At 72.5% G+C, this 13,504-nt stretch carries 13 protein-coding genes; 7 read left to right on the forward strand and 6 right to left on the reverse strand.

Translation table 11 applies throughout. The features are described from left to right. The first annotated feature begins 60 nt into the window (after window positions 1-60). From IEZ03_RS12135 to IEZ03_RS12150, 4 genes are all read left to right on the forward strand, one after another. Window positions 61-1,635, forward strand: coding sequence for a 3-hydroxyacyl-CoA dehydrogenase family protein (locus IEZ03_RS12135; protein WP_184888196.1), 1,575 nt, complete (start codon window positions 61-63; stop codon window positions 1,633-1,635). An 82-nt stretch (window positions 1,636-1,717) separates the two neighbouring features. Then, complete coding sequence (locus IEZ03_RS12140) at window positions 1,718-1,960, forward strand: Rv1322 family protein (RefSeq protein ID WP_308427961.1); 243 nt, start codon at window positions 1,718-1,720, stop codon at window positions 1,958-1,960. A gap of 9 nt (window positions 1,961-1,969) precedes the next feature. Continuing rightward, window positions 1,970-2,692 (forward strand): alpha/beta hydrolase, encoded by a 723-nt coding sequence (locus IEZ03_RS12145; protein WP_184888192.1) that lies wholly within the window; start codon window positions 1,970-1,972, stop codon window positions 2,690-2,692. A 113-nt stretch (window positions 2,693-2,805) separates the two neighbouring features. After that, window positions 2,806-3,597 (forward strand): alpha/beta fold hydrolase, encoded by a 792-nt coding sequence (locus tag IEZ03_RS12150; RefSeq protein WP_184888190.1) that lies wholly within the window; start codon window positions 2,806-2,808, stop codon window positions 3,595-3,597. Window positions 3,598-3,628: 31 nt separating this feature from the next. Here the strand turns inward: IEZ03_RS12150 and IEZ03_RS12155 are convergent, their stop codons facing one another. The 3 genes from IEZ03_RS12155 to mce form a co-directional block, all read right to left on the reverse strand. Beyond that, complete coding sequence (locus IEZ03_RS12155) at window positions 3,629-5,101, reverse strand: AI-2E family transporter (RefSeq protein WP_229808232.1); 1,473 nt, start codon at window positions 5,099-5,101, stop codon at window positions 3,629-3,631. 151 nt (window positions 5,102-5,252) lie between these two features. Beyond that, window positions 5,253-6,590, reverse strand: coding sequence for a DivIVA domain-containing protein (locus tag IEZ03_RS12160; protein WP_184888188.1), 1,338 nt, complete (start codon window positions 6,588-6,590; stop codon window positions 5,253-5,255). A 341-nt stretch (window positions 6,591-6,931) separates the two neighbouring features. Then, on the reverse strand, window positions 6,932-7,354 hold the full coding sequence (mce, locus tag IEZ03_RS12165) for a methylmalonyl-CoA epimerase (RefSeq protein ID WP_184888186.1): 423 nt from the start codon (window positions 7,352-7,354) through the stop codon (window positions 6,932-6,934). 107 nt (window positions 7,355-7,461) lie between these two features. Here mce and IEZ03_RS12170 point away from each other — a divergent pair, with 107 nt between their 5' ends. Beyond that, on the forward strand, window positions 7,462-8,658 hold the full coding sequence (locus IEZ03_RS12170) for an acetyl-CoA C-acetyltransferase (RefSeq protein ID WP_184888184.1): 1,197 nt from the start codon (window positions 7,462-7,464) through the stop codon (window positions 8,656-8,658). A gap of 154 nt (window positions 8,659-8,812) precedes the next feature. Here the strand turns inward: IEZ03_RS12170 and IEZ03_RS12175 are convergent, their stop codons facing one another. After that, window positions 8,813-9,520: a DUF4230 domain-containing protein gene (locus IEZ03_RS12175; protein WP_184888183.1), complete on the reverse strand. Its 708-nt coding sequence runs from the start codon at window positions 9,518-9,520 to the stop codon at window positions 8,813-8,815. A 119-nt stretch (window positions 9,521-9,639) separates the two neighbouring features. Here IEZ03_RS12175 and IEZ03_RS12180 point away from each other — a divergent pair, with 119 nt between their 5' ends. After that, window positions 9,640-9,951, forward strand: coding sequence for a DUF3817 domain-containing protein (locus tag IEZ03_RS12180; RefSeq protein WP_184888180.1), 312 nt, complete (start codon window positions 9,640-9,642; stop codon window positions 9,949-9,951). Here IEZ03_RS12180 and IEZ03_RS12185 read toward each other — a convergent pair. Both IEZ03_RS12185 and IEZ03_RS12190 read right to left on the reverse strand, forming a co-directional pair. Beyond that, entirely contained in the window at window positions 9,937-11,190 is a 1,254-nt protein-coding gene (locus IEZ03_RS12185) for a hypothetical protein (protein WP_184888178.1), read from the reverse strand. The two genes, IEZ03_RS12180 and IEZ03_RS12185, sit on opposite strands and share 15 nt — an antisense overlap. Further along, entirely contained in the window at window positions 11,183-12,010 is an 828-nt protein-coding gene (locus IEZ03_RS12190) for an ATP-binding cassette domain-containing protein (RefSeq protein ID WP_229808233.1), read from the reverse strand. Before IEZ03_RS12190 ends, IEZ03_RS12185 begins: the two co-directional genes overlap by 8 nt. A gap of 474 nt (window positions 12,011-12,484) precedes the next feature. On the opposite strand from IEZ03_RS12190, the gene IEZ03_RS12195 reads away from it, so the two are divergent. Next, window positions 12,485-13,444 (forward strand): tetratricopeptide repeat protein, encoded by a 960-nt coding sequence (locus IEZ03_RS12195; RefSeq protein WP_184888174.1) that lies wholly within the window; start codon window positions 12,485-12,487, stop codon window positions 13,442-13,444. The last annotated feature ends 60 nt before the right edge of the window (window positions 13,445-13,504 follow it).

Below are 13,504 nucleotides of genomic sequence, written 5' to 3' on the forward strand. Positions count from 1 at the left end.
CGCACCTAACCGTCGTACCCGCCAGGGGAAGCCGCGGGCACTTCTGCGAGACTGCCGTTCATGACTGGTGGTTCGTTCAGCAGAGTCGGGGTCGTCGGACTGGGCACGATGGGCGCGGGCATCGCCGAGGTGCTGGCGCGCGGCGGCCTCGCGGTGGTCGGCATCGAGGTGAACCAGGACGCGCTGGAGCGCGGGCGCGGGCACCTGGAGAACTCCACCGGGCGCGCCGTCAAGCGCGGACGGCTCACCGAGGACGCGCAGCGGGAGATCCTCGGCCGGGTCGCGCTGTCCACCGACTTCGCCGACCTCGGCGACTGCGACCTCGTCATCGAGGCCGTCCCCGAGCGGCTCGACCTGAAGCGCAAGGTGTTCGCCGAGCTGGACCGGGTGTGCCGCGACGACGCCGTCCTCGCCACCAACACCTCGTCGCTGCCGGTCACCGACATCGCGGTCAGCACCGGCCGGCCCACCAAGATCGTCGGGGTGCACTTCTTCAACCCGGCGCCCGTGATGAAGCTCGTCGAGGTCATCGCGACCGTGCTGACCGAGCCGGACGCCGTGACCCGCGTCGCCGACCTCGTGCGGAGCCTCGGCAAGACCCCGGTGACGATCGGGGACCGCGCCGGATTCGTCGCGAACCGGCTGCTGTTCGGCTACCTGAACCAGGCCGCGTCGATGCTGGAGTCCGGGCACGCCACCCGCGACGACATCGACACCGCGATGAAGACGGGCGCGGGCCTGCCCATGGGGCCGTTCACCCTCATGGACCTGATCGGCCTCGACACCTGCCTGGAGGTGCTGGACGCGATCTACGCCGAGTCGCGGGACCGCCGCCACGCCGCCTCCCCGCTGCTGCGCGAACTCGTCACCGCCGGGCTCCTCGGCCGCAAGTCCGGCCGCGGCTTCTACACCTACGACAAGTCCGCCGCCGAGTCCGCCGCGGAGGCCGCCGCAGGCCCGGCGCCGGTCGTGGGCGTCGTCGGCGTCGGCCCGCTCGCGGACGCGATCGCCGCGCTGTGCGACCGGGCGGGCGCCGAGCTCCGCGACTCCGCCGCCGGGCTCGCCGGCTGCGAACTGATCATCGAGGCGGCCGAGGACGCCGAGGCCGGGCGGGCGCTGCTGTCGGCCGCCGCCCAGGCCGCCGCACCGGACGCGGTGCTGGCCGTCACCTCGGCGGACGGCCCGGTGATCGGCCAGGCGATGGCCACCGGCCGTCCCGCCGGCACCGTCGGCCTGCACCTGCCGGACCCGGCCGGGACCCTCGCCGAGGTCGCCGCCACGGTCGCCACCGCCCCGGAGGCCGCCGACCGCGCCGCCGACCTCCTCGGCCGCCTCGGCCTGACGGTCGTCCGCTGCCGCGACCGTGCCGGGTTCATCGTGGACGCCCTGCGCTTCCCCTACCTGAACGACGCCGCGGCCATGCTCGGCGCCGGATACGCCGACGCCGACTCGATCGACGCCGCGATGACGCTCGGCTGCGGCTACCCGACCGGCCCGATCGCCGACCTCGACCGCCTCGGCCTGGACCGCGCGGTCACCGTCCTCAACGCCCTCCATACCGAAACCCGCGACCCGGCCCTGGCCCCCGTGCCCCTCCTCACAGAGCACGTCACCGCGGCACGGCCTTTGCGCTGAATATGCTCGGAGCATGAGCCCCCGGAAGAATCGTCGTGCAATGAGGGGACGTGCGTCTCCGGGTGGGGCGTCCTGGGTTCAGGTGACCGAGGAAGGGCCGGACGGGGACTGGGTCGTCCGGGCGATCTCCGGGGGCGGTGCGGTCAAGGCGTACCGGTGTCCCGGATGCGATCAGGAGATTCCGCCCGGCGTCGCGCACGTCGTCGCGTGGCGGTCCGACGACCGGGACGGGCGTGACCGGCGGCACTGGCATCGTCCCTGCTGGCAGGCCAGAGGCAGGCGCTCGCCCCGCATCATGCGGTCGCGCGGCGCGCCGCGCTATTAGAGGAGGGTCATGGCGGAGATCAGGGCGTCCACGGTGCTGCCGGCGCGGCGAGAGGAGATCACGCTGCACACCGCCGACGGGCTGGAGCTGGTCGGCGAGCTGGCGCTGCCCGCCGAACGGCCGCCGGTGGCGACGCTGGTGTGCCTGCACCCGCTGCCCACCGCCGAGGGGATGATGGACAGCCACGTCCTGCGCAAGGCGTCCTACCGGCTGCCCGCGCTCGCCGACATCGCGGTGCTGCGGTTCAACACGCGCGGGACGTCGTCGGCGCGCGGCACGAGCCAGGGCGAGTTCGGCGAGGGCGAGACCGAGCGGTACGACGTCGCGGCGGCGCTGGAGTACACCGAGTACCACGACCTGCCGCGCCCGTGGCTGCTCGGCTGGTCGTTCGGCACCGAGCTGGCGCTGAAGTGGGGGCGCGACCCCCTGGTGGAGGGCCTGCTCCTGCTGTCCCCGCCGCTGCGCCGCGCGGGCGACGCCGACCTGGACGCCTGGGCTGCGGACGGCCGGCCGGTGGTGGCGCTGGTCCCGGAGCTGGACGACTTCCTGCGCCCGGCGGAGGCCAGGGAGCGCTTCAAGCGCATCCCGCAGGCCGAGGTCGTCGCGGTGGAGAACGCCAAGCACCTGTGGGTGGGCGAGCCGTATGTTCGGATCGTCCTGAACGAGATCGTGCGGCGGGTCGCCCCGGCGGCGGCCCCACTGCCCGCCGAATGGGACGAACCGGGCGAATAGTCTCACGCGGCCGATCGCGGCCACTCTCGTCACGCACGACTCGATAGCGGGTAACGATGGCTTAGCGATCGCGTTCCCGGCGGCCGCCGGGACGCCGTTCGGAGGGATCGTCCATGACCGTGCAGCTGTACGCCAGGGATGTCGGGTCCGGCACGCCGCTCGTCCTGTTGCACGCCTTCCCGCTCTCCTCCGCGATGTGGCTCGCCCAGCGGGAGGGGCTCGCGAGCCGGTTCCGCGTCGTCACCCCCGACCTGCGCGGCTTCGGCGGTTCCGTGCTCGGCGACGACGAGCCGTCGATCGACGCGATGGCCGACGACGTCGCGCGCATGTTCCGGACCCTCGGCGTCCAGCGCGCCGTCGTCGGCGGGCTGTCCATGGGCGGGTACGTGGCGATGGCGCTGTGCCGGCGGCACCCCGACCTCGTCCTCGGCCTGGTCCTGGCCGCGACCCGCGCCACCGCCGACGCCGAGCCCGTCCGGGAGGCGCGGCTGCGGCAGGCGGAGCGGCTCGAACGCGACGGCGCCACGAAGGTCCTGGTGGACGAGGTGCTGCCCGGCCTCATCGGACCCACGACGCTCCAGCGGCGCGCCCTGATCTACGGGCGCGTCCGCGGGCTCGTCCAGGCCACCCCGCCGCTCGCCGCCGCCTGGGCGCAGCGGGCCATGGCCGGGCGCCGGGAGGCGTTCGAGACGCTCCGCAACCTGCGGGTGCCCGCCCTCGTCATGATCGGTGACGAGGACGCCCTCGCCACCGAGGACGAGGCCCGCGCCATGTCCGACGCGCTGCCGAACGCGGAACTGCTGGTCATTCCGCGCGCCGGGCACCTGTGCGCGGTCGAGCAGCCGGACCTGTTCAACCAGGCCGTCGCCGAGTTCGCCGCCGCGCTGGCGAGGACCAGCCGCTGAACCGCCGCGGCCCGCCCGCCGGGGCGCCGGGCTAGAGCGTCTCCTGCCTCGGCATCGCGACCTCGCGGATGAGCAGCGAGATCGCCGCCGCGGTCGGGATCGCGAGCAGCGCCCCGACCACGCCGAGCAGCGCGGCGCCGACCAGCGCCGCCACGATCGTCACCGCGGGCTGGACGTCCACCGTCCGTTTCATGACGCGCGGGTACACGACGTAGTTCTCCACCTGCTGGTAGATCACGTAGAAGATCACGCAGGCGATGAGATCGGTGGTGGACCCCGTCAGGAACGCGACCAGCGCCACCACCACCGCGCCGATCGTCGCGCCCACCAGCGGGATCAGCGCGGTCACCGAGACGATCAGCGACAGCGCCAGGGCGTACTTCACCCCGAGGATCGACAGGAATATGTACGAGGACAGCCCGGCGATGAACGCGATCGTGAACTGCCCCGCGACGTAGCCGCCTATCCGGTCGAGGATCTCGTCGCCGAGCAGCGCGACCCGCGCCCGCCGGGAACGCGGCGCGAGCTTGTAGAAGAACGTCTTGATCTGCGGCAGCGAGCTGAGGAAGTACAGCGTCAGGATCAGGATCGTCAGGGTCTGGAAGACGCCGTTGATCGCGACCTTGCCGATCCCGGTGGCCGTGTCGGTGAGGCTGTTCTGGAAGTCGGGGCTGTTGACGGCCTTCTCGGCGCGGTCGAGCAGCCCGTACCGCTTGTCCCACTCGGCCAGCGTCTTGTTGTTCTGCAACTGCTCGACGTACTCGGGGATGCTCTTGCGCAGCTCGGTGACCTGCTCGGTGATCGGCTGGACGAGCGAGGCGACGAAGCCCGAGAAGAACAGCAGCACGAGCAGGAACACCGCCGCGACCGCCGCCCCGCGCGGCAGCCCGATCCCGCGGAGCCGCTCCACCGCCGGGTTCAGCCCGACCGCGAGGAACATCGCCACCACGATCATCACGATCACGGACTTGGCGTTGGACGCGGCCTGCACCAGCAGCCAGGCGGTGATGACGCCGAGCGCCGCGGTGAACCCGAACACGAACGGGTGCGCGCGGCCGAGCGGCTGACCGGGCCGCCCGAACGGGAACATCTGGTCGACGCCCGCCTCGCGCCTGCGCTGCTCGACGTTGTACGCCGGGTCGGGCGCGCCCGGGGCGGGCGGCGCCTTCTCGGTCGCGGGGATCGTCGCCGGCAGGCTGACGGGCGTGCCGGTCGCGGGGTCGCGCTCGCGGGCGGGCTCCTGGATCTCCTCGGGCTTCAGCGCACCGCTGGGCGCGACGAGACTCTCATCCGGCTCCGCTGTGTCTTCCTGGCCCGACGGTTCGTCCTCGGAACGGGGGGTCGCGTCGTCGTCGGGGCGGTCCTCCCGGTCGGGGGTGTCCTCTTCCGCGGGCACGGCGTCGTCGGCGGGTGGGGTGGGAGCGGGGACCTTGCGGTCGGCGGCGGGCCGTTCCGTGCCGGGCTTCGCCTCCGGTCCGTCCTCGTGGGGGGTCTCGTCGGACACGCCGCTCTCCTCTTCCGTCCTGCGTTCCCGGGGCACCCGTCCGGAGCCGCGGACAGTGCGCTACTGGGTCAGACGACGGAAAGCCTAGAGGCGTTTCCGCTGCCTCTAGGCTTTCCCGTCACGTGTCGGCCGCGTCAGGCGGCCGGCCGGATCACTCCTGCCACCAGTCCTCGTCGTCCTCGTCGGACTTCTTGGCCTGGGCGGCCTGCTTGGCGGGCGCGGCCTGCTTCGCCTGCTGGCCGGGCTGCTGCCGGGGCGGCTCGGCCTGCTGCGGGGCCGGCTTGGGCTCGGCCGCGGGGATCGCGGCCGGCTCCGGCGGCGCGGCCAGCTCGGCGTCGCCGCCCAGGTTCGGGGCGACACCGCCGATCAGCTGACGCAGCTGGTTGAGGTGGCTGGTGATGCTGTCGCGCTGGCGCGTGAGCTCGTCCACCTGGCGCTGCGCGGCCGTCCGGACGCGGTCGGCCTCGGCCTTGGTCTCGGCGAGCAGCTGCTCGGCCTGCGCCTTGGCCTCGGCGATGACGTTGTCGGAGTTCTTGCGCGCGTTGGCCATGAGCTGCTTGGCGTGCGAGTCGGCCTCGCGCCGGGTCTGCTCGGCCTGCTGGGTGGCCTTGGCGGCCCGCTGCTCGGCGGACGCGGCGCGCTGCTCGGCCTCGGCGACGAGCTTCTGCGTGGCGGCCTGGGCGGCCGAGTGGCGCTCGGCGTCCTGCCGGTCGGCCTCCTCGCGGCGGGCGGCGAGCTGGATCTCGAACTCGGCCTCGGCCTGGGCGCGCTGGGCCTCGCTCTCCTCCAGGATGCGCTGGGCCTGGGCCCGCATCTCGTCGGCCTGCCGCTTGGCGGTGGTGAGGATCTCGTCCCGCTCGCGCTTGGTGGACGCGCGCAGCTGCGCGACCTCGCGCTCGGTGGTGGTGCGCAGCTTCGCGATCTCCCGCTCGGCCGCGGCGCGCTTCTCGGCGACCTCGTGGTCGGCGGTCGCGCGCAGCTTGGCGACCTCGCGCTCGGTCGTGGAGGTCAGCTCGTCGGCCTCGCGGCGGGCGGAGGTGCGGACCTCCTCGGCCTCGCGCTCGGCCGCGTTGCGCATGTCGTCGCCCTCGCGCTGGGCGTTGGCGCGCAGTTCCGCGGCGTCGTTCTCGGCGGTGGCGCGCTGCTCGGCGGCGTCGACCTTGGCCGCGGCCTTTATCTCGTTCGCCTCGGAGCGGGCGGCCTGCACGAGCTCGGTGGCCTGCTCCTCGGCGAGCCTGAGCAGCTGCTCGATGCGCGCGCCGAGACCGGAGTACGTGGGACGTTCCTGCTCCTGCAGCTGACGATGGGCGTCCGACAGCTCCCGCTGCAGGGCCTGGGTCTGCTCGCGGGTCTGCCGGACCTCGTTGTCGAGCGACTTGATGTGCTCGTCGACCTGGTGCCGGTCGTAGCCGCGGAGCACCACGTCGAATTCGCGCGGGGGCGTGTCTTCAAAGAAGTTGCTGAGCTGGGCGTCGATGTCGGACTGCATGTGGCTCAATCCTGATGTGACGGGGCTACGGGTAGTTCCGGGGACCGGTTGATCGCCTGGCATGACGGGCGCAGTGCCCCAGACCTCTTCCGGCGAATGAAGCGTACTCCGGACACTGCCGTGTTGGGGGCTCATCTTGACGCGCTGCGTGTTTTGTCCCTTTTATGGCCCTCGTCTCCGGGTCGGTTCCGGCGCAGGTACGGGCCCCACAAATGCACCAGATGTGGCGGAACGGTCACAGAGCGGCAGTCAAAGGCCCGCCGCCCGTCACCGTGATATCGAACACGTCACGATCCGGTCGCGCCCCCGTGGCGGCGGGCCCTGAAGATCATGCGGTCCGGTCAGCGCTTCTGCACCAGCTCGGTGAGGACGCCGTGGCAGTCCTTGGGGTGCAAAAAGTTGATCAAGGATCCCATGGATCCGTTGCGCGGCGCGTCGTACAGGACGCGGACGCCCCTGCCCGCGATGCCGGCCGCCTCGTCCTCGACCGTCCCGTCGGTCCCGAACGCGATGTGGTGCACGCCCTCGCCGTTCTTCGCGAGCCACTTGGCCACCGGCGAGTCGTCCCGGATCGGCTCGATCAGCTGCAGGTAGCTCGCCGCCCCGTCGCCGGTGTCGTTGATCTTGAGCATGCACTCCCGGACGCCCTGCTCCTCGTTCACCTCGAAGTGCGCGTCGGTGAAGCCGTAGGTGGCCTTGTAGAACTCGACGGTGGCGTCCAGGTCGTGACAGGCGATACCGATGTGGTCGATACGGGTCAGCATGGGCTTTCTCCCTACTCGGGCGGACAGGCGGGGGCGAACTGAACCGGACGAGGTTCTCCTGGGTATGGTGGCAAACGTCGCCGCAGCACCACCCTGGAGGCCCCCACATGACCACGTCCGTGATCGTCGCCGGAGCACGCACCCCCATCGGGCGCCTGACGGGCTCGCTGAAGGACTTCTCCGCCGCCGACCTCGGGGCGCACGCGGTCAAGGCGGCGCTGGAGCGCGCCGGGATCTCCGGCGACCAGGTGCAGTACGTGATCCTCGGCCAGGTCCTCCAGGCGGGCGCGGGGCAGATCCCCTCCCGGCAGGCGGCCGTCAAGGCGGGCATCCCGATGAACGTCCCGTCGATCACGATCAACAAGGTGTGCCTGTCCGGCCTGGACGCGATCGCGCTCGCCGACCAGCTGATCAGGGCCGGCGAGTTCGACGTCGTCGTCGCCGGCGGCATGGAGTCGATGACGCAGGCCCCGCACCTGCTGCCGAAGTCGCGCGGCGGCTACAAGTACGGCTCCGTCGAGGTCCTCGACCACATGGCCTACGACGCGCTGACGGACGCGTTCGACGGCGTCTCCATGGGCGAGTCGACCGAGCGGCACAACGCGAAGCTGGACATCTCCCGCGAGGAGCAGGACGAGTTCTCCGCCCGCTCCCACCAGCGCGCCGCCGAGGCCGTCAAGAACGGCCTGTTCGACGACGAGATCGCGCCGGTCGAGATCCCCCAGCGGCGCGGCGAGCCGGTCGTGTTCTCCACCGACGAGGGCGTGCGCGGCGACACCACCGCCGAGACCCTCGCGAAGCTGCGCCCCGCCTTCAGCAAGGAGGGGACGATCACCGCCGGCTCGTCCTCGCAGATCTCCGACGGCGCCGCCGCCGTCGTGGTGATGTCCAAGGCCAAGGCCGAGGAGCTCGGGCTGACGTGGCTGGCCGAGATCGGCGCGCACGGCAACGTCGCGGGCCCCGACAACTCGCTGCAGTCCCAGCCCGCCAACGCGATCAAGCACGCGCTCGGCAAGGAGGGACTGGACGTCGCCGCCCTCGACCTCATCGAGATCAACGAGGCGTTCGCCTCCGTGGGCATCCAGTCGATGCGCGACCTCGGCGTCGGCCCGGACAAGGTCAACGTCAACGGCGGCGCCATCGCCCTCGGCCACCCGGTGGGCATGTCCGGCGCCCGCATCGTGCTGACCCTGGCCTACGAGCTGAAGCGCCGCGGCGGCGGCCTCGGCGCCGCCGGCCTCTGCGGCGGCGGCGGCCAGGGCGATGCTCTACTTATTCGTGTTCCGACCCGAACCCTCGCCTAGCGGCTCGGAACCGATCGGACCACGCGCGATCGCTGCATCGCTCCGGCTCGCCCAGGGGCTCGCTGCGCGATCAGGTTCCTCGCAGGCTCGGAACCTGCCTTCGGTCGCGATCGCGACGGTTCAGGTCGTTGCGTGGTTGCTGTGGTGGCTTGAGTCACTGCGGATTCTGCTGTTGGTGGACGGTGACCTTGGTGAAGCCCAGGGCGCGGAGCATGTTCTCCAGCATCGTCTTGGTGTTGGCGTCGGCGCGTTCCTTCAGGCCGCTCTGGGCCGCGGCGGTCTGGATCTTCTGGGCCGCCAGGACGTAGAGCTGCTGCTGGTTGTTGGGGTTGCTGCTGAAGAAGTCGCCGAAGCGGTCGATCAGGCCGCGCTCGGTGGCGTAGACGTAGCTGTTCTTCTGGTCGAGGTTGGTCCGCTCCAGCTGCGCGGGCGGCAGCGTGATGGTCGCGGCCGTCCGGTCGGCGTTCACCTTGACGGCGCCGTCGCCCACCTTGGAGAAGTCGACGTAGGCGTCGACGGAGCCGTTGCCCACGAACAGCGTGCGGTTGCCGCGCAGGGAGTCCGGCAGGAACTTCGCGTCCTTCTCCAGGTCGACGACGACCTGGAAGTTGCCGCTGGCCGCCTCGTAGCGGTGCAGGTCGCGGATCGACTTCAGCAGGACGGGCCCGCTGCGGTCCTTCGTCTCCACGCCGAACGGGTCCAGCCACCCGGGAAGGCCGCGCAGCGCCTGCTGGGCCACCAGCACGATCGCGATGGTCGCGATGATGAGCAGGGCGGGGGTGAGCAGTCCGCGCCACCGGGGGCGGGACCGGACGGCGGACGACTTCCGGGGCGAGTCGTTCTTCGTTTCCGAGCGAGCCATGTACGGGACATTCCCGCAAGGACCGCCTCTTACCTGTCGGGCCGGTTAGGTCGGTGTGAGCGAAGCCATAGCGTGCCGCGCAACCTGGGCGGGGACCTGCGCGTTCACCCGGCGTGGACATGATTCGCGTTTTCCGGTTGGTCTCCATCGCCGAGGCGGTCTCCTTCCTCGCCCTGCTGCTGATCGCGATGCCGCTGAAGTACGGCGCGGAGGCGGAGGTGGGCGTCCAACTGGTCGGCCCGATCCACGGAGTCCTGTTCATGGCCTACGTCGGGATGGTCTTCCTCGTCCGCGACGCGCTCCGCTGGGACCTGAAGCGCACGGTCCTCGCGCTGGCCGCGGCCGTGCTCCCGATCGCCCCGTTCCTCGTCGAGCGCCAATGGGCCAGGCCCCCGCACGCGGCGGGCGCGCCCGCGTCAAGCGCCCCCTAGGAAGTCGGCCGGCCCCAGGGCGCAGGAGTGGTAGTCGGCGAAGTTGAGCCGCAGCCAGGCGCGGCGGCGCGCCTCGCTCCAGGATCCGAAGCGGCGGGCGGCGCGGGTGTCGGGGACGGACGGCGGGTCCTCGCCGAGGAGCCACGCGTCGACCAGCGCGCGGTAGTGGTCGGGGACGTCCGGGGAGGCCGCGCAGGCGTGGGCGTCGCGGAGGCTCCGGCTGATCTGCCGGACGGCGCGTGACGCGTATCCGGGGGAGAGCGTCTCGTCCAGGTGGACGGTGGCGACGCCGCCCGATACCGAGACGGGCTTCCACGCCGGGCGCTGCTCCACGCGCGTGAACGCGCCGGGCGTCTCGTGGAGGCGGGCGGCAAGAGGAGTGGCCGCCGCGGTCAGCACGGGCAGCGCGTCCCGCAGTGCCGGATGGACGCACACGGTGATCGGCCACTCCCGGCACACCGGTTCGGTGTGGACGGGCGTGATCGTGCCGCTGGAGGCGCGCAGGCCGAGCGTGGCGGTGCCCGTCACGGCCAGCGCGACCAGCAGCGGGAGGACGATCAGGAACCGCCGCGTCACCCACACGACGTAGCCGAGGATCAGCGCGGTGGTCAGCCCCGCCGTCCAGGTGACCTGGTCGAGGAGCACGCGGGGGCGCAGTGTGGTGAACAGGGCGATCTGGTCGAAGGCCGCCGGGGGGAGCAGGCTCAGCCAGGACATGCCGGGGACGCGGAGCGCGGCCCACAGGGACGTCACGGCGAGGACGAGGACGGCCGTGGCGCGGTGCGGTACGGCGCGTCCCATCAGGTAGCCGGCGACGACGTGCAGGACGAGCGAACCCGCGCCCGCCGCCACGCCCACCAGGTGGAGGTGCCCGGCGCCGTCCTGGGCGAGGGTGACGACGACGACCAGCGCCGTGACCGTGGCGTAGGAGAGCAGCGCGGCGACGGACAGCAGCAGCAGGTCCAGGAGCGCGCCGGTGGCGGGGGAGCGCGCCGTGAGGTCGCGCAGGTAGTCGAGCGGGCGTTCCCGGACCGTCGTCCACGCGGCGATCGCCGCGGCCACCGGGCCAACGAACCGGACCGCGTTGACCAGGGCGACGACGGCGTTGTCCCAGTAGGCGACCGCCGGGTAGAGCGAAGGCACGGCGGCCGCCGTCCCCACCGCGGTGAGGACCGGCATCGCGACCAGCAGCGCCGTGCGGCGGGCGTCCAGCCGGAGCACCCGGCCGAGGTCAGACACCGGTGGCGCTTCCGGCGGGCGGCCTCCGCACCCTGAGCCTCGTCAGCTGCGGCAGCGGCACGCCGGGCAGCGTCATCTGCGGCGGCGCGAGCCGCGCGGGCCGGTGCCGCACCGGCACGGGCGGGGGCGGCGGGCCGGCCGGGTCGGCGGCGCGGCGGTCGGTGGCGCTGCGGCCGCGGCGGGCGCCGGCCGAGCCGGTGGCCTGCTCGGTCAGCCTGCCCCGGGCGAGCGTGAGGAGGCGGTCGCACCAGCCGGTGAGCGTCTCGGTGGCGTCGGCCGTGACGAGCACGGTCGGGGCGAGGGTGCGCAGCACCGGGACGAGCTCCGCCATGGCGGCGGTCAGCGCGTGGCGTCCGGGGCCGCCCGCGCCGGTGGGCCAGGGTTCGGCGGCGGCGCACAGCTCGCCGAACGGGTCGTCCAGCAGCACCACCTCGGGCTCGTGGACGCACGCCGCGGCGAGCCCGGCCCGCAGCCGGACGTCGGGCGGCAGCAGCGCCAGCTCGGTGCCGGCGGCCTCGCCGAGGTCGAGGCGCCGCACCATGGAACGGGCGGCGGACGCGCTCGTCCGCTTGTAGTAGGCCGCGTACTCGACGAACTCCCCGGCCGTCATGTGCTCCGCCCGGGAGAACCGGGCGGGCAGGTAGCCGATGGCGGCCCGTGCGGCCCGTACCCCGGCGGCGTGCGCGACGTCGTGTCCGAGAATGTGCAGCACGCCGGCGTTCGGCCTGCGCAAGGTCGCGAACGTGGCCAGCAGAGTGGATTTACCGGCACCAGGTGGACCGGCCAGGCCGACCACGCCTTCGGGCACGCCGAAGGTCACCGGGCGCAGGAGCCACCGCCCCCCGCGGCGGACACCCATTCCTCGGGCCACGATCACGGAATGCTCCGCGATCACAAGTTTCCCCCCATTGCTCGTCATGCCCTCGCGGCGCCGGGGCGCGATTCCCGTGTCCGGGTACATCCGGTGGCCTCGGTCCCCCAACCCTGCCACGCGGTGCCCGCCGTCCCGGCCGCCGTTCGGCGGCCCGGCGCGCGGTCGCTTTTGCCCGTGCCGCGATGCATCGACATCGTGACTATAACCGGGCTTGGTGATGGCTGCCAGCAATCTTTTCGCCTTTACGGCAGGACGTCTCGAATCTTTGCCCGGCGTCCGCGATGGCGAATTCCAAAAAAGCCGACAAGTGTCGAATTGTGCAACGAATTGGGGCGTGCCGGGCCTCCGGTGCCGGGCGACGCGCTCCGCTGGGAGCGTACGGACGCACGGCCACGCGCCCTCATGGGGCAGGATGGACCCATGCCTTCTCGGGACTTTTCGTTGCACGGGGCCATCGACCTGGGGGCGCGTCAGTCGGCCGCCAGGAAGCAGCCGGGCCGCCAGGCCCAGGGCGGCGGCGCGGGCGCCGGTGTCGGCGCGCCCGCGGCCGGCGGCCAGTACGTCGTGGACGTCACCGACCAGACGTTCAACACGGAGGTCGTGGAGCGGTCGCAGTCCGTTCCCGTCCTCGTCGACTTCTGGGCCGAGTGGTGCGGGCCCTGCAAACAGCTCGGGCCCATCCTGGAGAAGCTCGCCAACGAGGCGGCCGGCAAGTGGATCCTGGCCAAGGTCGACATCGACGCCAACCCGCAGCTCGGCGCGTACATGCAGCAGATGGGCGTGCGCGGCATCCCGTTCGTGGCGGCGGTCGTCGCCGGGCAGCTGCTGCCGTTCCTGAACGGCGCGGCCCCCGAGCCGCAGGTGCGCCAGGCCATCGACCAGCTCTTCGAGGCGCTCCGCAAGGAGGGCATCCTGCCGGACGCCCCCGAGGGCGAGCAGCCCGCCGCCGGTGCGGACGCGCCGATGGCCGACCCGGTGACCCAGCGGGCCGAGGACGCCCTGCAGCGCGGTGACCTGGACGGCGCCAAGGCCGCCTTCGAGGAACTCCTCGCCGCCGACCCGCGCAACCCGCAGGCCAAGCAGGGCGTCGCGCTGGTGGAGCTGAGCCGCCGGGTGGAGTCGCTGGACCCCGACCGCACCCTCCAGGAGGCCGCCGCCAAGCCCGGCGACGTCCAGACGCAGATCCGCGCGGCCGACGTGGAGATGGTGTCCGGCCTGATGGAGCAGGCGTTCGACCGGCTGGTGTCCGCGGTACGCGCCACCGCCGGCGACGACCGCGACGCGGCCCGCAAACACCTGCTGTCGCTGTTCGACCTCCTCCCGCCGGACGACCCGCGCGTGACAAAGGCCCGCCGCTCACTCCAGTCAGCATTGTTCTGACCGGCTTCATGCCTGCCTTGCCCTGCTCTGACGTGGGCTGACCGGTTCTGCGCGGGTGTG

Origin of the sequence: Actinomadura livida, assembly GCF_014648675.1 — a bacterium.
In the GTDB taxonomy this organism is placed as follows: Bacteria; Actinomycetota; Actinomycetes; order Streptosporangiales; family Streptosporangiaceae; genus Spirillospora; species Spirillospora livida.